The sequence below is a fragment of the Ignavibacteriales bacterium genome (assembly GCA_015709675.1).
Taxonomy (GTDB): domain Bacteria; phylum Bacteroidota; class Ignavibacteria; order Ignavibacteriales; family Ignavibacteriaceae; genus H2-BAC3.
Genome location: CP054182.1, coordinates 970,532 through 992,905 on the forward strand (window position 1 = coordinate 970,532; position 22,374 = coordinate 992,905).

General features: G+C 44.5%; 18 protein-coding genes. 10 read left to right on the forward strand and 8 right to left on the reverse strand.

The genetic code is table 11. The features are described from left to right. Positions 1-63 precede the first annotated feature (63 nt). The 4 genes from HRU80_03545 to HRU80_03560 all read right to left on the reverse strand — a co-directional run bounded on the left by HRU80_03545 (position 64) and on the right by HRU80_03560 (position 4,364). A complete protein-coding gene (locus tag HRU80_03545; protein ID QOJ27994.1) occupies positions 64-852 on the reverse strand; it encodes a hypothetical protein in 789 nt (262 codons plus the stop codon). A 27-nt stretch (positions 853-879) separates the two neighbouring features. Next, a complete protein-coding gene (locus tag HRU80_03550) occupies positions 880-1,524 on the reverse strand; it encodes a hypothetical protein (GenBank protein QOJ27995.1) in 645 nt (214 codons plus the stop codon). Between the two features lie 1,084 nt (positions 1,525-2,608). Then, positions 2,609-3,520 carry an EamA family transporter gene (locus tag HRU80_03555; GenBank protein ID QOJ27996.1) on the reverse strand — a complete coding sequence of 304 codons (912 nt, stop codon included), beginning with the start codon at positions 3,518-3,520 and terminating at the stop codon, positions 2,609-2,611. A 133-nt stretch (positions 3,521-3,653) separates the two neighbouring features. Continuing rightward, a complete protein-coding gene (locus HRU80_03560; protein ID QOJ27997.1) occupies positions 3,654-4,364 on the reverse strand; it encodes a class I SAM-dependent methyltransferase in 711 nt (236 codons plus the stop codon). Between the two features lie 106 nt (positions 4,365-4,470). Here HRU80_03560 and HRU80_03565 point away from each other — a divergent pair, with 106 nt between their 5' ends. The 5 genes from HRU80_03565 (at position 4,471) to HRU80_03585 (ending at position 12,320) form a co-directional block, all read left to right on the forward strand. Beyond that, positions 4,471-6,486: a hypothetical protein gene (locus HRU80_03565; protein ID QOJ27998.1), complete on the forward strand. Its 2,016-nt coding sequence runs from the start codon at positions 4,471-4,473 to the stop codon at positions 6,484-6,486. Positions 6,487-6,532: 46 nt separating this feature from the next. Beyond that, on the forward strand, positions 6,533-6,979 hold the full coding sequence (gene rpiB, locus HRU80_03570) for a ribose 5-phosphate isomerase B (GenBank protein ID QOJ27999.1): 447 nt from the start codon (positions 6,533-6,535) through the stop codon (positions 6,977-6,979). Between the two features lie 273 nt (positions 6,980-7,252). Continuing rightward, positions 7,253-10,990 (forward strand): DUF3857 domain-containing protein, encoded by a 3,738-nt coding sequence (locus HRU80_03575; GenBank protein ID QOJ28000.1) that lies wholly within the window; start codon positions 7,253-7,255, stop codon positions 10,988-10,990. 119 nt (positions 10,991-11,109) lie between these two features. Beyond that, positions 11,110-11,724 (forward strand): hypothetical protein, encoded by a 615-nt coding sequence (locus tag HRU80_03580; GenBank protein ID QOJ28001.1) that lies wholly within the window; start codon positions 11,110-11,112, stop codon positions 11,722-11,724. A gap of 5 nt (positions 11,725-11,729) precedes the next feature. Continuing rightward, a complete protein-coding gene (locus tag HRU80_03585) occupies positions 11,730-12,320 on the forward strand; it encodes a DUF1643 domain-containing protein (GenBank protein ID QOJ28002.1) in 591 nt (196 codons plus the stop codon). Between the two features lie 345 nt (positions 12,321-12,665). Here the strand turns inward: HRU80_03585 and HRU80_03590 are convergent, their stop codons facing one another. Further along, positions 12,666-12,983: a cupin domain-containing protein gene (locus HRU80_03590; protein ID QOJ30443.1), complete on the reverse strand. Its 318-nt coding sequence runs from the start codon at positions 12,981-12,983 to the stop codon at positions 12,666-12,668. Between the two features lie 232 nt (positions 12,984-13,215). On the opposite strand from HRU80_03590, the gene HRU80_03595 reads away from it, so the two are divergent. Both HRU80_03595 and HRU80_03600 read left to right on the forward strand, forming a co-directional pair. Further along, positions 13,216-14,454, forward strand: coding sequence for a hypothetical protein (locus HRU80_03595; protein ID QOJ28003.1), 1,239 nt, complete (start codon positions 13,216-13,218; stop codon positions 14,452-14,454). Between the two features lie 184 nt (positions 14,455-14,638). Beyond that, on the forward strand, positions 14,639-15,214 hold the full coding sequence (locus HRU80_03600) for an NAD(P)H-dependent oxidoreductase (protein QOJ28004.1): 576 nt from the start codon (positions 14,639-14,641) through the stop codon (positions 15,212-15,214). 297 nt (positions 15,215-15,511) lie between these two features. Here the strand turns inward: HRU80_03600 and HRU80_03605 are convergent, their stop codons facing one another. Then, positions 15,512-15,943 (reverse strand): heme-binding domain-containing protein, encoded by a 432-nt coding sequence (locus HRU80_03605; protein QOJ28005.1) that lies wholly within the window; start codon positions 15,941-15,943, stop codon positions 15,512-15,514. Positions 15,944-16,120: 177 nt separating this feature from the next. Continuing rightward, positions 16,121-16,822: a gamma-glutamylcyclotransferase gene (locus HRU80_03610; protein QOJ28006.1), complete on the reverse strand. Its 702-nt coding sequence runs from the start codon at positions 16,820-16,822 to the stop codon at positions 16,121-16,123. A 295-nt stretch (positions 16,823-17,117) separates the two neighbouring features. Between HRU80_03610 and HRU80_03615 the strand changes: the two genes are divergently transcribed. From HRU80_03615 to HRU80_03625, 3 genes are all read left to right on the forward strand, one after another. Next, on the forward strand, positions 17,118-17,993 hold the full coding sequence (locus HRU80_03615) for an SPFH domain-containing protein (GenBank protein QOJ28007.1): 876 nt from the start codon (positions 17,118-17,120) through the stop codon (positions 17,991-17,993). Next, the gene (locus tag HRU80_03620; GenBank protein QOJ28008.1) at positions 17,993-18,193 is read left to right on the forward strand and encodes a hypothetical protein; all 201 of its coding nucleotides are present in this window, start codon (positions 17,993-17,995) and stop codon (positions 18,191-18,193) included. The genes HRU80_03615 and HRU80_03620 overlap by 1 nt, the downstream gene beginning before the upstream one ends. 135 nt (positions 18,194-18,328) lie before the next feature. Next, entirely contained in the window at positions 18,329-19,462 is a 1,134-nt protein-coding gene (locus tag HRU80_03625; protein QOJ28009.1) for an ATP-binding protein, read from the forward strand. Positions 19,463-19,564: 102 nt separating this feature from the next. On the opposite strand, the gene HRU80_03630 is transcribed toward HRU80_03625, so the two are convergent. Beyond that, positions 19,565-21,829 carry an NADP-dependent malic enzyme gene (locus HRU80_03630; GenBank protein QOJ28010.1) on the reverse strand — a complete coding sequence of 755 codons (2,265 nt, stop codon included), beginning with the start codon at positions 21,827-21,829 and terminating at the stop codon, positions 19,565-19,567. Positions 21,830-22,374: the final 545 nt, after the last annotated feature.

Sequence of the window (22,374 nt, forward strand, 5' to 3'; positions counted from 1 at the left end):
TATTATGCGAAATCCGGGAAAAGTTCAGCCACGAATTTCGCGAATGACCGCTAATAAGAAACTCTAAAAATAAACACTTAAACCGAACAACAGCCGGGATTCAAAAATAGTATGCTCTTCGCTATAATTTAAAGTCCTAGCTAGGGTTTCCTCCTCAAATCGCTTTTCTGTGGTTTTTGATTTATTCCATAGTCCAAGAAGAATATACTCGCTATGCAAACCGATACTTTGAGTAACCTTCCACTCCGTCCCAATTATACCTCTCACTCCGGCACTATATGAAACTGATTCGGACTCACTGTATAACATTTGATAAAGAATCAGTGGCTGCCTTCCCGATTGATCGCTGAAATAAAAAGAGAGACCGGGTCCTATATAAAACAAAAGTTCATCAGTTTTAAAAGCAGTCCAAAGATAATCAGCACCAGCATTAATAGACCACTGTGATGAATTAAGCTGAAATTCGTTTGGTGAATTATAATGAACAGAGTTATAATCTGAAAATTCATAGAACGGATTTATAAAGAGTCTGATCTGGTCGGAATTCTCCAGAATTTTCTTCACGGCAATTTGCCCGTTATACTGAGTAAGTTTGAACTTGCTGCTTATTCCGAAAGAAAGTGCGTAATTAGGCGTATCAGCAGAATCTTGTGCGAATAACGGAACAGCACAAATAAAGAAAATGAGAAGTAATCTAAGCGATTTTGTAAACATTTTATTCGGGTTATTTAAAAACAACTCAAATGTTATGCAGGTAAGGCGATGAGTAATTGCAGATAAAACCATGTGAGTGTTTAACAGAGCTAATTTAATGGCAAGAACTGTGCCTGCGCGGGCTTTGACCTTTAACATACGTGCTCCGGTTCAGTATTTATAAGTTTAAAAATATAAACTCAGTCCTAAGAGCACTGCTGAAGTAAGCATGGCAGAATTTTTGATAGATTCTGCAATTTGGTCTGGTGTAGTTGTTTGTGTTATTTTTTCATTGTACTTGTCAGAACCATAACTGAAATTAACGATGTACTCACAATGAATACCAAATTCATCAGAAACCTTCCATTCAGTACCTAAAATTCCCCGCACTCTTCCCTGATGCAGAATTCGCTTGCTTTCAGAGTGTCTGTGACTGATATAATCTGGCGCAGCATCCTCAGTTAATGTTGTTTTATGGTAAAGATAAGCAAGACCGGCACCGGAATAGAGATGGACGGAAGTATGAGATTTTACTACCCAGATGTAGTCGGCACCCACACTAATGGAATAATCAGTTCCCCCGTGAAATCGGTTGCTTGGCTGTGTGGAATATTCAGCATCGTTAATCTCAGCGTTTGGGCTTATAAACAAACGAAGCTGATCTGAATTCGCGAAAATTTTTTTAACGGCAATCTCACCGTTAAATTTGGTAAGCGTGAAATTCTCGCCAATCCCGAATGAAATTGCATATTTGGGAGTAAAAACAGAATCCTGTGGAAAGCCGGAGCCGGCAAAAAGTAAGAGAGCACAAAATAGGAACAGAGATTTCATAAATCCTCCTGACGGTATAATACGGGACAGTTATTTGCCCAATTGTGTTTGAAAATTAGGCAGAATTTAATCTAATGTCAAGAGGGGGCAGTTACAACTTATGATAACGGATTAAACGGATTATGGGATTACGCGGATTGAATTGTGATAAATCTTGTGAACAGTAATAATTCAGCAATTTTGTCACAAATTTAACGAATGAACACGAATCATAATTACGGATTTATGGGATTCAAAAGTAGGGACAACTCGTGAGTTGTCCTATCGTCGAACAAGTTTTTCTGTACGGTGATTTACATTTGCTTGGTTAGGACAGGTCGCGACCTGTCCCTACGGAAAACAATATAAAAGGAAAATTTGGTAGGGACAACTCGTGAGTTGTCCTATCGTCGAATAAGTTTTCTCTGTACGGTGGTTTGCGTTTACTTGGTTAGGACAGGTCGCAACCTGTCCCTACGGAAAACAATATCGAATCAAAAATTGGTAGGGACAGCTCGTGAGCTATCCTATCGTCGAATAAGTTTTTTCTGTGGGGTGAATTACATTTGCTTGGTTAGGACAGGTCGCAACCTGTCCCTACGGAAAACAATATCAAATCAAAAATTGGCAGGGACAGCTCGTGAGCTGTCCTATCGTCGGATAAGTTTTTTCTGTGGGGTGAATTACATTTGCTTGGTTAGGACAGGTCGCGACCTGTCCCTACGGAAAACAATATCGAATCAAAAATTGGTAGGGACAGCTCGTGAGCTATCCTATCGTCGGATAAGTTTTTTCTGTGGGGTGAATTACATTTGCTTGGTTAGGACAGGTCGCGACCTGTCCCTACGGAAAACAATATCAAATCAAAAATTTGTAGGGACAACTCGTGAGTTGTCCTATCGTCGAACAAGTTTTTTTGTGCTTGGTTAGGACAGGTCTCGACCTGTCCCTACGGAAAACAATATCAAATCAAAAATTGGTAGGGACAGCTCGTGAGTTGTCCTATCGTTGAATAAGTTTTTCTGTAGGGCGAATTACATTTGCTTGGTTAGGACAGGCCGCGACCTGTCCCAACATTTGGGTGAGATGGCTCGTGACCCCGTCCTTACGCTTTTCTTGCTTTGACTGAAATAATCATTGCAACCGACACTAATATTATGGCGGCTCCGGTCAGGATTTCAAAACTGATTACTTCATCAGCCAGAAGCCAGCCGAGGAATATGGCCACAACGGGATTTACATAGGCATACGTTGCCGTTTTAGGGGGACCGGCTTTCTCGAGCAGCCATATATATGCTGTATATCCAATCAGCGAACCAAAAAGTATCAGGTAGATAAGAGATAAGAATGATTTCAGCGACACGGTTTCCGGATTAAACAAAAAAGCATCTCCGGTAATCAGAGAGAAGAGAGTTAATAATACACCGCCGCCAAGCATCTGAAGCGCTACCGCAGTCAGTTTGGCTTTGGGGAATGAAAGGCGCGAGGTGATGACTGAGCCGTAAGCCCATGATATGGTCGCGAAGATGAGAGCAAGAACTCCGAACGGATTGATGCTGTCAGCGCTGAAGCCGGTGGTGTTATATACCAGGTAAAGCAGGCCCGCGAATCCGGTTACCACTCCTATGACGGTGAGTTTGTCCGGTTTGGATTTGCTGCCCGTGAACATGGTGAAGACTACTATCCAGATGGGTACAGTTGAGATAAGCAGTGCCGTAAGGCCGGAAGGAACAAACTGCTCCGCCCAGACCACGCCTCCATTACCGCCGAGCAGGAGAAGTCCCCCCACTATAAAGCCTGAGCGGATATGGTCTTTAGTAATCTTTTCCGGTTCTTTTGAACGGAATTTCTCAAACAGCAGCAGGATGCCGCCGGCAAGCAGAAAGCGGAAGCCGGCCATCAGGAAAGGGGGCATGGTTTCTATAACAAAGCGGATAGCAAGATAGGTTGAGCCCCAGATCAGATAGACGCTGGCAAAGGCAGTGATTATTTTCACCCGGAGGGATGAGTCAGTCAATTGCGGAATCTTTCAAAAGATAAACTGTAAAGATACGACCAGGTGCGGCAACTGCGGACAGAATATGATAAACGGTCATTGTAACAGGCGGCAGCATCTTATCCGGGGAGGAAATACGGTATTTGCGTATATATTACTTTAACAGGAGAAATGAACTGAAACCGGCGTATTTGAGTCCTCCCAGATTAAGGAAGACGTTAATTTCATGCCGGGTTTTGGTAATCATATCTTTATGGTTCTTCTGTTCTTCTTTGGTCATCTTGCCCAGCCGCCGGTTGAGCGCGCGTTCAGTTTCCTTGTAATATTCTTTCAGGGTGTTATCCAGAGATTTTACCGCCTTCACTTTAAACCCCTCCCCCTTATATATCATACTGAGGGAATCGGCTGAAAGGACGTCCATATTATTTGCGGAAAATACGCTCTTCAGAAACGGCGGAATATCCCCCTTAATGGAAGTCATTTCGCCGGGGCAGAAAACACCTTCGGATTTAAGCACACGGTATATTTCTTTAAGAATCTTTTTCCTGTCCGTGCGTGAAACCGTCCCTTGCGCGAAGACCAGGTCAAAAGATCCGTCAGGGAAATCAAGAGCTCCGTACTCAGAAAAGCGGATCTTAATATGATCGCTGCCCGAAAGCATCAGGCGGGCATTCACAAGAAGCTCTTCGCTGTCAGTGATAATTTGAATGGAGGTGCATCCTTCCTCAAGAAGAGCAAAGGCTACTTTTTCGGCACCGGAACCGATAATGAGTACGTTTCTCCCCTGAACCGGGATGTTGCGCGTTAGAAAATGAAGCTGGTCGTCTAATCCTGGCAGAAGAATTCCGCTGTATTCAGCAGGCATGGCTGAGAGTTATTCCTTTCAGAGTTTAGGGTAAATGATTAATTTTGCTTTTAATAATATAATTCAACTTCTTCATCTGTAAAAAAGGTAAATTCATCCAAAACGTATGAGGGAAACCCCTGTTGCCATCCGATTTTTGGCGATATCTGCCCTGATTTTCTCACTGTGCTCTTCCGGCTATGGCGGAGATATCATCCTGATGAGGGACTCGGCAGTAACAACCATACAAAATCCCTCTGCTGATACGGTTTTTACCAATGTTCAGTCAGCGGGGCAGGATACGCTCCCTCCTCAGATCAGAGTGAAGCCGGAAGTTCCGGTCAGACCGCTAAACGCAGGGGCTGATTTTATTAATACGGAAGAAATTCACTTTCTTAACAGCAGAACCGCCTCAGGAATTTTTGGCGCCCGGTGGGGTACGGTGCTGCACAGTTTCGGGACTCCCGTACTGAACAGTATTATTTCAGCAGGAGGCAGCTTTCCCGGTCAGACGGCAATTCTGACCAACGGTTTTGAGATGAATGATAACCGTGTTTCTGGTTTTGATCTGCCCGTGGTGCTGCATGAAGAGATTGACTCTCTGGAATATATATCACTGCCGCGGTCATTCCTTTACGGAACCGATAATGCCTCGGCGGCCTTTAATATCCTGCGCAAGGGGCGCGTTTCACCGCTGCCGATGACCAAAATCCGGTACTATGAGGGACCATACGGAGAAGCGATGGTTGATGCGCAGTTCAACAAATTGTTCTATAACCGCGTTAACTTCACTCTGGATATCATGAACCGGAAAAATGATGACCGTTTCAGAAACAGTTCGGGCAGTATCTGGGCGGGAAGAGCATCAGCAGAATATCTTTTCTCAGACAAATGGAATGCCGGCATCAACTATTTTTATGCAAAGAGCAATGTAAATAATAATCTGGGGGTGAATGCTGACTCAGTTAAAACATACGCCTCAAATTTTGAAGAAGAACTCTATGACGAACTGAGCGCTCCGGTTAATGATTATTATCTTTATGAAAAAACAACCAGGCATCAGACAGAAATTGTGCTGAGAGGAAAGCCGCGGGAGGGGTTATATACAACGGTCCAGTTATACGGGAAATCCTATCTGCGCGAGCACCGCGATGAAGTAATAACAAACTCACCAATGCTTACGATAGATTTTATTGAACAAAGAAGCGGTGTTCATATAAGGCAGGAGGCGGAATTTGGTCAGGCGCTGGCAAAACTGAGCTGGAGGTATGAAGAAGCCACAGCCAATATGGAAAATATACGGGTACACCCGGCAATCAGATTTGCACTGCCGGATTATTTTTTGGATGAAAAGTGGAACATCTTTACCGGTGAACTTAGCTATGAGCTAATCACAGGACTCCGTGCGGGAGTATATGCCAAGATGAATACCTCCGGATTTAACAACAAGCAGGGTTTCGGAGCTGAGCTTGAGTATATATCAGGCGGGTTAAGCATCTATGCGGGAACCTCACGTTACGGACAGTCGGCACGGTTCTGGGGTGCTCCATCGGTACCAATTGAGCGGCTGATGACGGAACTGAGGATAGTATGGAAAGGGGCGGATTTTGGACTGCGCGCAAGCGGGTATCTGCTCGGCAACGATGTTCAGCAGAGTACTGTTATTCCGCTTGATACCACAGTCAGGGCGCTGACATCTGACTTTATCGGTGAAAGTATGTCCGGCGGCAGTTTTTCCGGCTGGATGAAGCAGGGGATAATTCTTGCCGAAGCATCGGTTTCATTTAAGAACGGTAATGCGGCACTTACAACCGATCCTCTGATTGACGGCAGAGCCGGTATATATTATAACGATGTTTTATTTGACTCTTCACTGGTGCTCAAAACCGGATTTGCGGTAAAGTACCGTTCTGCTTACCGTTCAAAGAAATACTCACCCGCTTTTGGCAGTTATATATTTGCGCCGGAGGAAACCCCCTCGGCATTCACACTCGATTTCTTTACAGCGGGTAAAGTCGGGGAGAACGCTACGGTATTTTTCCTGTGGGAAAATCTGCTGGATGAAAAGTATTATCAGATGTATCTTTACCCGATGCCGGCAAGGGGAATTGTCTTTGGCATTGACTGGGAAATGTTTAATTAGAATTTACAGTGTGAAAAAAAACTATTTATATAAAAGGAATTATTGAATGAAGCTGGCAATAGGAGCAGATCACGCAGGATTTGAATTAAAAGAACTTCTGAGGGAGTATCTTGCGGCAAAGGGAGTAACCGTGATTGACAAAGGAAATACGGTTTATGAAAAGAATGATGACTATCCTGATTATGCAAAAGCGGTCTGTTTTGCAGTGAAACAAGGCGAAGCTGACCGGGGCATTATTATCTGCGGAAGCGGAGTTGGCGCCTGCATGACTGCCAACAAGGTAAAGGGAATACGCGCGTGTCTGTGCCATGATACCTATTCAGCGCGGCAGGGGGTTGAGCATGATGCAATGAATGTGCTCTGCCTTGGAGCGCGCATTGTGGGCTCTGCTCTTGCAAAAGAACTGGTTGATGCGTTTCTTTCGGTTGAGTTCAGCAATGAAGAGCGTCATGTGAGACGGCTGAATAAACTGAAAGAACTGGAGAATAATTAGCAGTTAGGAATTAGTAATTAGTAATGGGGAGAACGAACAATTTACAATGTACTGTGTCCACGTTAAGGGGTTTGCGTCAGAGTTTAATTGGTTTTTGCGCAGGGAGAGGCCGCGACCTGTCCCTAACTTTATTTGATCCGCAGCAGCAGATTGCTTCATTCTGAATTAAACATTCTGATGCAGGTCTTGAACAATTGTTGTGAAAAAAATATTGTAAAGTATAACAAGACGGACTCTGAACCGTCTAAAAACAAACTGTATTACGGAGTTTATTTGAATTTTTTAAAAACGGGTCTTTTTACCCTTTTTCTCATCTCTGTCTTTGCGGATGTGCTTTCCTCCCAATCACAGACAGACCTTGCCTGGCAGGCATTCATTAAAAACGACCGCACGGAAGCGCTGCGGCTTTTAAATGAAGCTGTCGTAAAGGACAGCACTGATAAGCGTGCTCTTCTTGCTCTCTCTCTTTTTTACTCAACCCAGAAGAATGAAGAAAAATACCGGGAGTATTTTCTCCGCTTTTTACGGCATGAACCGGCACCCCATCCGTATATATATGCCCAATGGCTTGAACCGGCCATGTATGAGGGGATAAAAAACTCCAAAGAAGTGCGTGACTTATATGAGTGGCTGGTTGAAAATCCGGATCCGCAGGGGCTGCTTAAGGTAATGGCCAACGGGCAGCTAGGTGATTATTACCAGCGCGTGCAGAATTTTGAAGAAGCAAATAAACATTACTCCGGTATCGGCTCTGTTGATCAGTGGATGGTGACCGGACCGTTTGATAATATCTCCGCCTCAGGATATGACCGTGTTTTTCCGCCGGAGACTGAATATAATCCGGCAGGTACTTACAGCGGAAAAAACGGTGTGCCTGTTTACTGGTTTAAGAACAGTGAAGTCCGTTCTGATAAATGGGTTGATTTCACCCGTTATTTTGACAGAACGGAAGCAGTCTATTATGCAAACACTTTTGTTTATTCTGACAAAGAACAGAAAGTGCAGATGCGTATCGGCACATCCGGTTCTCTCCGATTCTTCTTGAATGACAAACTGGTCATTGATGTGTTTGATGAAAACAACAATGATGCCGATACCTACATGGCTGAAACCACCCTGCAAAAAGGTTGGAACCGTCTTCTGGTCAAATGCGGATACTCAGTATTAGACCGCTGTAACTTTCTTTTCAGGATTACCGATGCATCGGGAAATCTGATCAGCGGACTGAAATATTCAACTGAGAAGCAGAAGTATAATGCCAAATCAAAAGCCGCTGTAACTCCGGTGACCTGCTTTGCGATTGACTATTTCAAAGACCGCATCAGGGAGAATCCTGAACACTACGAAAATTATTTTCTTCTTGCCAATGCCTATCTGCGCAATGATATGGCGTATCAGGCAGAGGTCACGCTGCGGCCATTGGTGAAATCGCTGACGCCTTTTTCTATGCTTAACTTCAAGATGCTTGAAGTATTCGCGCGCAGCCAGAAATCAATGAATCTGGAAATGACTTTTGATTATCTGTATGCAAGCGACCCGCAGTATCCGGATGTTTTGATATATAAGGCAAATGAAGCAGCCGGCAACGAAGACATGGATCAGTTTGAATCAATCTTGCAGAAGGTTGCAGAACTGCTTCCAGACAGTCCGGAGCTTTACGAACTGCGCACCCTGCTTTATTCAAAAAAGGGACAACAGGAAAAACTGCTTGAAACCATAGAAGAAGCAGCGGTAAAATTCCCCGATATGTTCACGTTTCAGTATTACAAAGCGCTTTTTGCCATAAACCGGAACCAGAATTTTGACGAGGCAATACGGATTTTTAAGAAGTATATACTAACAGCGTATGATCTGGCGCCCGTGAATCAGCTGGCAGGATATTTCCTGCAGTCGGGTGATATAGCTTCATGGGAGAAAACACTTGCCGGATTTGCTGAACAGAGCAAGGCAAGCCCCGGTATTTATCTTGAACTGGGGAAAAAGTTTTTCGAAATGCGGGAATATCAAAAGTCGGCCGCGATGATAGAAAAGGGGCTTGCAATAGCTCCGATGAGCGCGGCACTGCTTGAAAAAGGAGGAGATGCATATCTGGAACTTGGTGATAAGAAAAAAGCCAAAGAATTCTACGCAAAGGCGCTGCTCTACTATCCCGGCAATTATGCCGTGCGTGAGAAACTGAGAGAACTTGACGGCAAAACTCCGCTGCTTTCACTGTTTCCCTCGTCTGATTATAAATCTCTGATTGCCGAGAGTGAATCGCCTTCGGGAGCAAACAGTTATATTCTTCTTAATGACCAGAAGCGCATTGTCTATAAATCTGGCGCATCCGAACTGTCAGGTGAAGTTCTCATCAGGGCAATAACCAGGCAGGGGATTGATCAGATAAAGGAGTATGTAATACCGTTTAATCCTTACACGGAAGATCTTACTGTTGAAAAAGCCGTGGTAGTAAAAAAAGACGGCTCTGAGGTAAAGGGAGACGTAAACTATAATCATGTGGTATTTAAATCCCTTGAGGCCGGTGAACATATTTATGTGAAGTGGAAAATAAAAAATCTTTACTCAGGACGGCTCTCCGATCAGTTCTGGGATGAGTTCGGATTTGAGCAGTATATACCCTCGAAACTGACGCGTTACTCTCTTCTGTCGGAGGATAATTTTACTTTTTCCCATAAAACACAGTTTATGGAAGATAAGCCGGTCATTAAAAAGCTTGAGGGATTCACACTGTATGAATGGACGCTGGAAAACGTACCCGGATTAAAACCGGAATCCGATATGCCCGCGCTTTCCGACGTGAATAAGCGGCTATATATATCATCAATCCCCGGCTGGGACTATCTGGTTGAGTGGTACAAGGACCTTACCCGCAACAAAACCCGTATCACTTTTGAAATTGAGGAAACCGTTGCCGAACTGATGCCGGATCCGGAAAAGTTAAGCAAAGACCAGAAGATTGAAATTATCTATAATTTTATTACTGAGAACATCCGCTACAGCAGCGTTGCGTTCCGCCAGTCGGGTCTTATTCCGCAGGAAGCACGTGATGTGCTGGTGACCAGAATAGGGGACTGCAAAGATGTGGCAACCCTTTTTATCACGATGGCACGCGCGGCAGGTATTGAATCTTACTATGTCCTGATTAATACCAAGGATGAAGGATTTAATAAAAATGTTCTCCCGTCAATCGGGTTTAACCACGCGATCGTGGCGCTGGAATCAGAAAACGGATTAAAGTTTCTTGATCTGACGGCCTCTAATTTTTATTATCAGACACTGCCCGAGCTTGATGTGAACGGATTTTATCTGCTCATTAAAGACGGAATTAAAGAACCGGGGCACGTTCCTGATGCAGGTTTTTACCCTGACAACATCATCCGGAAAACTACTATTACGGTCCGGAAGGATGACAGCATCGAAGGCACAAATATCAGCACAAAAAGCGGCATCCATTCGGCTTATGCGCGTTATACCTACCGGGATGAAAATCCGGATGAGCAGACCCGTATTATGAAAGAAGCTCTGGTGCAGGAGTTTCCCCAGCTTTCTCTTACCAGTTTTCTGACTCTCAGCGATATGTCAGATATCACTCCTGAGGAAAGCTACATGTTCTCTTTTGAAATTCCATCATATATATCAGAGGCCGGAGAGTATGGTCTAATGAAACTGCCCTGGAGTGACAAACTTGAATCTTCATCACCGGTCAGCAGTGATCAGCGCCGCTTTCCGCTGATGCTCTGGTCTTCACTTGATACCGTCAAAGAGGAAATGACTATTATACTTCCGGAGGGAATGGCACCGGTGGAAACCTCGTATGAACAGCAGTATACCTGCCCCGCGGCAGACTACCGTATTTCTGTGACCTATGAGGAAGGACGCCTTATTGCAGTGAGAACCATGATTTATAAAGCCAGGGAAGTGAAACCGGAGGATTTCCAGGCCTATAAAGAGTTTTATACCAAAGCCATGAGGGGGGATAACAAGCAGTTTCTCCTGAAGAGGGGTGAATAATCCTGCATGAGAACGCGGAAAACCATGCAGAATGGAACAACTGTTCCCGATAATCAGGCGGATTCGTACATTTACAGACAATAATTTTAGAATTACCGGAGGGAGCGCGTTTTACCTTTATGAAGAATACGGCAGTTTTCATAGCCGCGGTGCTGCTTTTAGCGGCTGATATATATCCGCAGTTTATTCAGACACCCAGCATCTTCGGACTTTCAGCGGGGGCTTATACGGTTAAGCGTCCGGCAGATCTTGAGGAACTGTATATGAACGGGCGGGGCATTACTTTTTCAGCGGCAAAAGAAAGCAAACAAGGAAACTTCTGGGGAGGGGTATTTTTTGAATATATTAACATACCGCTGGATAAGGCAGTCTTTTTCCGCAACTCCGGCGTGCTGGGGGGGCGTATTGACGGCGGCGGAAGAAATTTTGTAAGCGCGAATATTTTCCTGAAAGCCCGCCTTCTTACCTTCGCGCAGATTTCCCCTTATATATCCGCAGGTGCTGGAAGAGTGTTTGAGAACCTGGAAGAAACCACCCTTTATATCGGCGACTTCCGGTCCGGTTCTGACGGAGGTGAGGACAGTTATTTCTCCACCCAGTTCTCGTTAGGCGCAGATCTGGAATTTGCCCATCCGTTTTACATGTTTATTGAGCTGAGCGTTCTCACTTTCTACCGGGAAGCTTCGTATATACAACTGATTCCGGTAAGAGCCGGGCTCCGGTTTACCATATAATCCTCATGGCTAAAGGCAGCGGCAAAGAGAAAAAACAAGAGCGGAAACCGGTCTATCTGCATCCGGAGTTTGTGCTTCGTCCTGTTGCCTTAAAGCGCACTGAAACCAGGCGTTACTGGCTGAGGATGCGGTTTGATACCGGCGGAGAGAAAACCGTTGTGGTAATTCTGAAAAATCCCAGCCGTGCAACAGGGGAGGTGTCTGATAAAACGGTATTTAATGTCGCCAACTACATATATAAAAACAGCAGAACCAATCCGGTGCTCAAAGGGGCCGGATCAGTTGTGATTCTTAATCTCATACCTGCCTATGAAACCTACTCTGAACGACTTAAGGAGAGAAATGAAGCGCTCGCGGATAATGAAAATCTCAGGTATATTAAAAAGTTTGCAAAGGAAGCGGCTGTAATAATCGCTGCATGGGGTGACCCGCCAAAAGGATTAGAGAAAGAATACACTGCCCTGCGCGATGATGTGATGGAAATCCTGAACGGCAGCAGCAGGGAGATATTCTATGTTGATAAGCTTTCAAAAAAGGGGAACCCAAAACACGGACAGATTTGGGGATATGCAGATAAAATGAAGCGAATGATTTAACCAGCGGTTCTGCGTGCGCACTTTAGCTTAACGTGAACAGAGAAATCATAATCTGAATCCTTCCAAATCGCACTGATATTTTATTTTCCCGCCTGTTACAAGTATTCTGTAGCCCTTTGTTTGTATACAAAAGCAGTAATTATATAATACGAAATATTATGCGCACAAATTCAGAACACGAATTATAGACACGGATTTTTCCGATTAAAAAGTCATATGAGGTAGCATCGTTCGGAAGCATTTATCGCAGAACAAAAAGGGCACGAATTCAGAACACGAATTAAAGGCACGGATTTTCATAATTAAAAATCCGTGAAATCCCTTAATCCGGATAATCCGTGATCCTTATTTAATCATGGTAAGAATCATTTTGGCGTTTTCATCGGCGCGGAGTCCGTGCGGAATGTTTGCCGGCATGATAAGAAATTCCCCAGCCTTTACGATATATGGCACTCCGCCAATGGTTATTTCCATGCTGCCGTCAATAATCTGAACCACTGCATCATACGGAGATGAGTGTTCAGTGAGTGATTCTCCCTTTGCAAACGCAAAAAGTGTGATGTTTCCGTTCGGTTTTTTAATCAGCTGTCTGCTTACAATTGAACTTTCCTGATACTGAACGGCGCTGATGGCTGCTTCATGTACTACTTTGTCTGCCAAGATATATTTCTCCTTATTTAGTGATGGTTAATGCATCAGAGCTTTTGCCGGGGATGCTTAAGAATTCAAACCGTCAATCTAAGACTTTTTTTTCAGCTAATGAAAAATACGCGGGGTAAAAGTCTTTCCCGGAAGAATGTTGTGATATCAGGTCACATCGTGCGGTATAGCAGGTCAAAGAAATGATTATTTGCGTAATTTTTCTTAACATTTTTCATTTCTTACGGAGCGGTTCATGAAACGTATAGCTGTTCTTTGGTTGTTTCTTTTCCCTTCGGTTGTTTTGTCCCAGAGTTTCGGGGGATCATTTGTAATGCCTGTGAAGAGGGATATTACGCAGGGTCAATGGGTTGATTACGCAAATTTTTACCTCTATGTGGCAGAAGGGACCGCAGGGCTTCATGTTTACCAGATTTATCCCGATTCCATTGGACATAAAGGAGGTTTCGCCGGAACCGGTGATTATCAGTGTGTGCACGTTAAGGGGAATTATGCTTATGTGGCGGCCGGAAGCGGGGGTCTGCAGATTATTGATGTGAGCAACTCCGCTGCCATGTCAGTTGTGGGCTCAATCGCCAACCCTGATTTGCGGGTTCTGTATCATTACGGGCAGTATGTTTACGCTGGAAGCTTTTCAAAGCTCTTTATCTATGATGTTTCAAACCCAATGGCTATCACACTGGTTTCCGAAACGGATCTCCCGGGAAATCCGCTGCGGATAATGGCAGACGATAACCGGGTTTTCCTGGCACTGGGCTCGGCTGGCGGAGGACTGCAAGTGGTAAATGTAGCCAATCCTGCCGCGCCGGTTCTGACTCATCTGATAACGTATCAGGGGTTCGTATATGATTGTGTTATCTATCCGGAGGAGAGCTGGGCTTACCTTTTAGTGGTTGCTGAAGGGCCCCGGTATCATGTGTATTCGATACAAAACCCGGCAAGTCCTCCCGCCCATATGACAAGTGATTCCGTGGGGGGTAAGGTCTCAAGAATTGCGTATCCCGGGTATGTGGTAGGCAAGGATGGCTCAACCATCCGGCTCTATGACCGTGAGCATATTGTGGCATCGCATTATGCCCCGGGAGCAAGCGCCTTTATAGCCGAGGCGGGCAGCCAGCATGTAGCCGCCTGCGGTGATTCGCTTTTATTTATGGGCATCCTCACCAGCAGCACGGATGAAGTATATACACCCGCGGAATACAGACTCTCCGATATATATCCTAATCCGTTTAACCCGTCGGCAAGAGTGCGCCTCCTGCTTGACCAGCCGGGTTATGTGACCGCGGAACTGATATCTTCACTGGGAGAAAAGATTGAAACACTTGCCGAAGGAAATTTTGCCGAGGGCACACATGAATTTGAGGTCATGATGCAGGGATATACCAGCGGGGTGTATTTTGTACGGTTCATGATTGCCGGAAGTTCAGCAGGAAATGCGGCGGTGGAAATTAAAAAAGCTGTGCTGCTCAGATAAAACCGATTCCGGCGGCTCATTAAGCTGTTTTTGGAAAAAAGCCCGGGTTCAGTTTTGGAGCCCGGGCTTTTCTGTTTGAACCGGTGATTCGGGATTATAACTTTTTGGAAATACCCTCTCATTAGTATCTTGCAGGGAGAGTTATTTTATTTTTTGATTATATTTTTCAGGATCAGATTATTGTATGTCAGTGTATAAAGTGGCGTTGCTAGCGGGAACAATGGGAGAAAACAGGGAAGGGCTGAGGGTTCTGCAGTTTGCTAAAAATCAGATCATACAAAGAGGATGGCAGCCCATGGTAGCAGACGCGGGAGTATATGACCTGCCCATGCTGAGCGAAGTTTATCGCTTTATGAAAGATCCGGACCCGCGTCTTACGGAAATTCATGAATTGTTTACCGAGGCGGACGGATTTATTGTAATCACCGCGGAATATAACCACAGCGTTCCCCCCGCGCTAAAAAATATGCTTGATTATTTTCGTGAAGAATATTTCTTTAAACCCAGCGGCATTATATCATACTCATCCGGACCCTTCGGAGGAGTGCGCGGCGCTGAACAGCTGCGGCTCATCCTGTCGGAATTAAAAACCCCGCCTATTCCTACATCCCTGCCGATCTCCCGGGTGCATGAGAGTATCCTCGCTGACGGATCATCGGTCAACGGTGACTACGAACGCCGCGGCAAAAAATTCTTTAATGAATTCGGCTGGTATATGGAAGCACTCGCGGAACAGCGGAAAAAGGGGAAACCGTATTAGAATTGTGAATTGTGAATGGTGAATTGTAAATTAGCGGGACGCTATATATTGGAGAGGTTGGGAATTATAATACTGCTTTTCATCAAAAGAGATATTGAATTTGCATCTCCGTATGGAATGTAATTATGCATGTAATGCTATCATCCAGGGAATAATGCAAATGCTGCATTACAGCCAGGGTATTTTTAAAAATAAAAAAGCCATGCTTGTGAAACATGGCTTAAAATATTTATCTGCAGGTAAAGTAATTAGAAATAAATTGTCAATTCACAATTTACCATTCACAATTCAGTATTTTTACTCTTCTTTTGCAAACATTTGATCTAGCGTATTTGCGAGAAGTTCTTTCTGTTCGGGGGTTAGTTTGGCTTCTGAATGCATTAAGGTGTATTCCTGAAGAGGCATATAGTCCTCGCGGATAACTTCACCGGCTTCATGCGCATCTTTGCCGAAACCCTGAACTGAGATATTAAAATGTCTTCTGCCGTCAATCACATGATTCTTTACTGCCCATTTTGCCGGTGCAATGTAGCTGTACCAGGGCCATTTGGTTTCATTGCTGTGGCAGTCGGCGCAGGCTGCATAAAAGAGCTCCTTTGCCTGCTGATCAGGCCATTCAATCACGGTCTCAACCGGCGGATTTTCTCTCGGTATTCCGTCGGGGTATAACTGAATTGCCACGAACAGGCCAATAATTACATAAAGGGTTATTTTAAGAGCCTTCTTCATTTCCTTCTTTCATTTATTTTATTGCAAAATATAGCAAGGCTGGTAATAAAATGCACCTGAAAATTATTCTTGAGGAGGTCTCGTTTTAGAAAGGCAGGGCTGGCCGGGTGAGTGCAATTTCTCACTGCTGCTCACAGCCCTGCCTTCCCGTCGGGGGAAAGCAGGGGATATATAATATCAGGCGCTTTTTGACTGCTCCAAGATGGAAAGCAGTTTGGCGTTCAGGCTGATGATGGATTCAGTGAACTCCTGCATATGATCGGCAAAAATCATTACCCTGTGACGTTCAAAGCCCTCGGCGGTTTTTTTGCTTTCCGAAATAGCGATGTAATAATCCCCTTTTCCGCTCTGTTTTATATCGAAAAAGTAGGTCCTGCCGGCGGCAATAATTTTTTCAGAATAAATCTCTACTTCCTTGCTGATTCTTCTTTTTTGCTGGGGGATATATTCAGCGGAGGCAAGTTTTTGATAATAATCCTCTGAAAGGAATGGTTTGGCGGCAAGAAGCGATTCGAGATATCCCTGCATCGGTTTCAGGCCATCCTGAACAAACTGGGGATTTGCCTGATAAGCAATAGCCTTTACTGAGGGATTTTCTGCACATGAAACAGTAACCTCAATACGTGAATAGTGGGTCGGGTATCGTTCGGGTTTATCCAGTTTTTCCAGATCCCGTTCATCAATCTCATATAAAACGCCCTCGACAAAACTCTCCCGTTCTGAAGGGAGAATTGTGGCTCGGCCGCTTCCGTTAGTGGTTTTTTTGCTGAATGACATGGAATAGCCATAGAGGATCGCCTTTTCTCTTTTAGTAAAAGCCACCTTCTTAGACCTCATTTGTGACTCATCCATATTTGAGCCGTAGGCAAAGTAATACATAACTCTCCTTATTTTCCTCGACAAAGCCGGGTTTTGTTTGAAAAATAACAGAATATCCGTCTAATATAATAAAACCGCAGATTAAACCCCTCAGAAATATTTTGATCAGTGAACTAATTCTCCCATTTGCCCCCTGTCTCTCCCGCTTACCTTTGAGGAGGGGAGGTATTTCTGGTCATGGAATTCTTTTTACCGTTCGTTTAGCGGAATTTGCCGGCTATCTAAAAAATGATTACATTTCGATATAAAAATGATATCATTCTGATGTCAATTTTCAAAATACAGGAAAACCGTCATGCAAAACATAGTTGATCGTCCCGTTCGTAATATTAGCGGATTCATTATGCTTCCGCTGGTTATTATTGCCGGAGTACTTGATGTGCTCCTTACTATTTATGCAGCCACATATGATATCCCGATGTATCTCTGGATTATTATTCCGGTTGCTTTGGCTATTTTTATCAGTTTCGGCGGGTTCTTTATCGTACAGCCGAACAACTCCAGGGTTCTGGTTCTTTTCGGTAATTATCTTGGCACAGCCGCAAAGTCAGGTTTCTGGTGGGCAAACCCATTCACCTCAAAGCATCTTGTTTCTTTAAGAATCAGAAACTTTAACAGCGACAAGATTAAAGTAAACGATCAGCACGGCAACCCGATTGAAATAGCAGCCGTGATCGTCTGGCGCGTTGTTGATTCGGCCCGTGCGCTTTTTGATGTGCAGAATTATGAGCAGTTTGTCGCAATTCAGAGTGAGACCGCCATACGCGCGCTCGCATCCGAATACCCTTATGATGTTGATCAGGAGGATAAACCTTCATTACGTGGCACACCGCAGGAAATTGCAGACCAGTTAAAGGAGCATCTTCAGTCGCGCCTTCATGTAGCCGGTATTGAGGTAATGGAAGCCCGCCTGACACACCTTGCTTATGCACCGGAAATTGCGCAGGCAATGCTCCGCAGACAGCAGGCGCAGGCAGTTGTAGCCGCCCGTCAGAAGATTGTTGAGGGAGCGGTTGGTATGGTTCAGATGGCGCTTGATCAGCTTAGCGCTCAGCATATTGTTACACTTGATGAAGAGAAAAAGGCTTCCATGGTGAATAACCTGCTGGTGGCTCTTGTTTCTGAGTCAGAAGCCACACCGGTTATTAACACCGGAACGCTGCATTCATAATGAAAAAGAAATTTCTACTGCGCATTGATGACTCGGTTTATGCCGCTCTTGAAAAATGGGCCGCTGACGACCTCCGCTCTATCAATGCGCAGATAGAGTTTTTGCTTCAGGATGCGCTTAAAAAAGCCGGAAGAAAAAAGATTGCTAAACCGGAAACCGGAGAAAAAGTGGAGCAGGCAGAAGCACCACCGGAGGAGTGATTCTTAAGGATATTCGTCCAAATATCATTTTTAAGTAAAATTTGATATTCAAATATCATTTTTTAGATTAATTTTGATATTACGATATCATTATTTTCGTAAATTTTGATATTCAAATATCATTTTTAAATAAGTATGCTGACCAGAATTCTTACTGACAGGATAAAAGCCCGCCTATTCCAGGGTAAGACCATAATTTTATATGGTGCACGACAAACGGGCAAGACCACGCTTGTGAAATCCATCATGCAGGAATATGTGGATGAAGCCCGCTATTTGAACTGTGAGATACTCTCAGTTGAGCAGAATCTGCGCGAGGCAGAGCCGGATAAGTTGAAGTCGTATCTGGGCGGCAGACGGCTGGTTGTTTTGGATGAAGCACAACATATTCCAGACATAGGAAAAATCCTGAAACTGATGACTGATGAGATGCCGGAGACGCAGATACTGGCAACAGGATCATCAAGTCTTAATCTGCGGTATATGACCGCCGAGCCGATGACGGGAAGAACAATAGAGTATCTGCTTTATCCGCTCAGCATACTTGAAATCAGGCAACAGGGAGATTGGTTCGCAGCAGATGCTCAGCTTGAGAGACTGCTGAGACTGGGTTCATATCCGGAAATATATCTTTCGACCGATGAGTTTGCAAAAGAGCGGCTTGACCAGCTTGCCTCAAGTTACCTATACCGCGACCTGCTCAGGTATGAGGGGATAAAAAAATCAAGTGTGCTTAATGATCTGCTGATCTCACTGGCGCTTCAGGTTGGCAGTGAAGTATCATATCACGAACTTGCGGTAAAACTGGGAATAAACAGACTGACCGTTCAGAAATATATAGATCTGCTTGAGCAGAGTTATGTGATTTTCCGGCTGCGTGCCTTTTCACGGAATCTGCGCAAAGAACTTACAAAGTCAGTAAAGATTTACTTTTACGATACAGGCATCCGTAATGCTCTGCTGCAGAATTATAATCTGCTCGAGCTGAGGCAGGATTCCGGTGCGCTGTGGAAAAACTATTGTATTGCAGAGCGGATGAAAGCAAACTCATTTGCTGGAAGAAAAGTGAACTCATATTTCTGGAGAACATACGATCAAAAAGAAGTTGATTACATTGAAGAAGCAGACGGCAAACTGACGGGTTATGAGTTTAAGTACTCACCGGATGCTAAAATAAAATCAGCAGCTGATTTTAAAGAAACCTATAATGCAGATGTGCACCGGGTTGACAGGAAAAACTTATGGAAGTTTGCCGAATTGCGTATATAGTCTGCGGTAAAAAAATCAGCCGGGTATGATGCGGATCCGTATGAAAATAAAAAGCCCCCGGTAGATACCGGGGGCTTGTAGTTTTAAAGTAACTTTTTACTTTTACTGGTGATTGAACTTTTCGTTTGCTTCAACAACAGCAATAGCTGCCATATCTACAATATGTTCAATCTCTGCGCCTTTCTGAAGGATATGCACCGGTTTGCTCAGACCCATAAGGATTGGTCCGATTACATCCGCTCCGCCGATCTGTGCCATCAGTTTATACGATATATTGGCTGATGCAAGACCAGGGAAGATAAGCACATTGGCTCTGCCTTTAAGGGTAGAGAAGGGGAAATACTGCTGCAGAACTTCAGGATTAGTTGCCGTGTCTGCCTGCATTTCTCCGTCAATCATGATACCGGGATATTTCTCTTTGAATTTAGCAACTGCTTCCCGCACCTTATTTGAAACAGGATACGGAGCCGAACCAAAATTGCTGAATGAAAGCATTGCTATCTTTGGCACGGTATTAAAGCGCGCTACAGTCTCAGCTGCCAGATGAGCTATTTCAACAAGTTCATCTGAGGTTGGATCAACATTAACCGTTGTATCAGCAAAGAAGTAAACATGTTTTTTGACCAGAACGATATACATTCCGGATACACGTTTAACACCTTCTGCAAGCTGAATCACTTCAAGCGCGGGGCGTATGGTTTCAGGGTAGAATGTTGTCAGACCGGAAATCATTCCGTCTGCTTCACCTTTCTTAACCATCATCGCGCCGAAGTAATTGCCTTTGCGCATCTGATATTTCGCGTTCTGAAGAGTGAGCCCTTTGCGCTGGCGCATTGCATAAAACTCATTTGCATATTCATCAATGCGGTCAAATTTGAACGGGTCAATAACCTCAAATTCAAAATCAGGCATCTGATGTTCTTCCATGATACCGCGGATTTCAGCAGGATCTCCGATAAGAATCGGTTTTGCTATGCCGTCTTCAACAAGTATCTGAGCAGCTTTAATGATTTTATACTGATTGCCTTCGGGGAATACTATCCGGCGCGGAGCATTCTTTGCTTTTTCAATAGTGCGGCGGATAATTTCTTTTGAAAGTCCCTGCCGTTCGCGAAGTGACTCTTTATATATATCCCAGTCTTCAATGGGATTCTTAGCAACACCGGTCTCCATTGCGGCTTTTGCAACGGCCGGGGCTACATAAGTGAGTACTCGGGGATCAAACGGTTTGGGTACTATATATTCCTTGCCGAATTTTATTTCCTGCCCCTGATATGCACGGCGTACAACTTCAGGAACTTCTTCCTTTGCAAGTTCGGCGAGAGCGTGAGAAGCAGCGAGTTTCATTTCGTCGTTAATGGCAGTTGCTCTTACATCAAGCGCTCCGCGGAAGATGAAAGGGAAACCTAGAACGTTGTTAATCTGGTTCGGATAATCAGAGCGGCCGGTTGCCATGATCAGGTCGGGACGGGCTTCGAGCGCGTCTTCATAAGAGATTTCAGGTGTAGGGTTCGCCATTGCAAACACGATCGGGTGTTCACCCATGAGCTTTACCATCTCCTTGGTTACACAGTTGCCGACAGAAAGACCAACAAACACATCTGCGCCTTTGAATGCATCGGTAAGAGTTCTGAGAGGAGTATCCTGTGCATATACTTCCTTGAATTCATTCATGCCTTCAGTGCGTCCTTTATATATAACGCCCTTGGTATCGCACATGATAATGTTTTCTTTTTTAACGCCGAGCATGCAGTAGAGATTTGCGCAAGCGTTTGCGGAGGCACCGGCGCCGTTAAAGACCACTTTGATTTCTGAGAGGTTCTTTCCGGCGATTTCGCAGGCGTTTATGAGTGCCGCGCCGGAGATGATTGCCGTTCCGTGCTGGTCATCGTGGAAGACGGGGATATTCATAGTCTCCTTCAGCTCCTTTTCGATGTAGAAGCATTCGGGGGCTTTGATGTCTTCCAGGTTGATGCCGCCGAAGGTCGGTTCGAGCATCTGCACCGCGCGGATGATTTCTTTTGAGTCGTGGGAATTCAGTTCGATGTCAAAAACATCAATATCGGCAAAGCGTTTGAAGAGGACACCTTTGCCTTCCATGACCGGCTTGCCCGCCAGGGCACCGATATCGCCCAGTCCAAGGACTGCTGTGCCATTACTGATAACGGCAACCAGGTTACCTTTGGCGGTGTAAGAATAAGCAAGCTCCGGATTTTTTTCAATTTCAAGACAGGGTTCAGCAACTCCTGGGGTATAAGCTAATGAAAGATCGCGCTGGGTCAGACATGGCTTGGTGGGGTTAACTTCAATTTTTCCCTTACGTCCTGAACTATGATAATCGAGGGCTTCCTGTTTGGTAGTTTTCATAGAGGACTCCGTTTACTGTGATGTTGTGTTAGTATAATTTTAAGAAAAATTATGCCTCAAAATACGGAAAAAGGGGGAGAGAATTTTAATGAATAATAAAGAATGAAAAATGAAGAATTTTATGGAGGCTTTGGTGATTTGGGAAATTAGCGGATTATTCTCATTCCTGTGGTGTCGCTATTGTCCTTGCTGTCCTTGAGGGGAATAATTTGGGAAGAAAAAGGACAGTAAAATGCTTCCCGCGGATTATTCGGAAAAAAGCAAAAATTGCCATATTCACACTTCAGTTAAGTCAGAAGCAAGTACGGTTCTTTAAGAAATGCAGTCCGCCAGATTATTGAGAAGATGAAGGGAGAATCAGTGGCGGGAGAAAGAAAAGGGGCTCAGAAAAAGCTGGCATCCGGGCTAACACGGGGGTTCTGAAAAAGGTTTGTATAAACTTTTAGAAAAAACCTTTCGGACAAATATGCGCAGTTTTTACGGTGCTTTTCAAAATTTGACACAGTGCGTCAAGAATTACGCTGGACGCATTACCGACTGCCAGC

Coding starts and splice junctions, on each gene's coding strand:
- HRU80_03545 (QOJ27994.1), bottom strand. CDS start 852: ATGTTAAAGGTCAAAGCCCGCGCAGGCACAGTTCTTGCCATTAAATTA.
- HRU80_03550 (QOJ27995.1), bottom strand. CDS start 1,524: ATGAAATCTCTGTTCCTATTTTGTGCTCTCTTACTTTTTGCCGGCTCC.
- HRU80_03560 (QOJ27997.1), bottom strand. CDS start 4,364: ATGCCTGCTGAATACAGCGGAATTCTTCTGCCAGGATTAGACGACCAG.
- HRU80_03565 (QOJ27998.1), top strand. CDS start 4,471: ATGAGGGAAACCCCTGTTGCCATCCGATTTTTGGCGATATCTGCCCTG.
- rpiB (QOJ27999.1), top strand. CDS start 6,533: ATGAAGCTGGCAATAGGAGCAGATCACGCAGGATTTGAATTAAAAGAA.
- HRU80_03580 (QOJ28001.1), top strand. CDS start 11,110: ATGAAGAATACGGCAGTTTTCATAGCCGCGGTGCTGCTTTTAGCGGCT.
- HRU80_03585 (QOJ28002.1), top strand. CDS start 11,730: ATGGCTAAAGGCAGCGGCAAAGAGAAAAAACAAGAGCGGAAACCGGTC.
- HRU80_03595 (QOJ28003.1), top strand. CDS start 13,216: ATGAAACGTATAGCTGTTCTTTGGTTGTTTCTTTTCCCTTCGGTTGTT.
- HRU80_03600 (QOJ28004.1), top strand. CDS start 14,639: ATGTCAGTGTATAAAGTGGCGTTGCTAGCGGGAACAATGGGAGAAAAC.
- HRU80_03605 (QOJ28005.1), bottom strand. CDS start 15,943: ATGAAGAAGGCTCTTAAAATAACCCTTTATGTAATTATTGGCCTGTTC.
- HRU80_03610 (QOJ28006.1), bottom strand. CDS start 16,822: ATGTATTACTTTGCCTACGGCTCAAATATGGATGAGTCACAAATGAGG.
- HRU80_03615 (QOJ28007.1), top strand. CDS start 17,118: ATGCAAAACATAGTTGATCGTCCCGTTCGTAATATTAGCGGATTCATT.
- HRU80_03620 (QOJ28008.1), top strand. CDS start 17,993: ATGAAAAAGAAATTTCTACTGCGCATTGATGACTCGGTTTATGCCGCT.
- HRU80_03625 (QOJ28009.1), top strand. CDS start 18,329: ATGCTGACCAGAATTCTTACTGACAGGATAAAAGCCCGCCTATTCCAG.
- HRU80_03630 (QOJ28010.1), bottom strand. CDS start 21,829: ATGAAAACTACCAAACAGGAAGCCCTCGATTATCATAGTTCAGGACGT.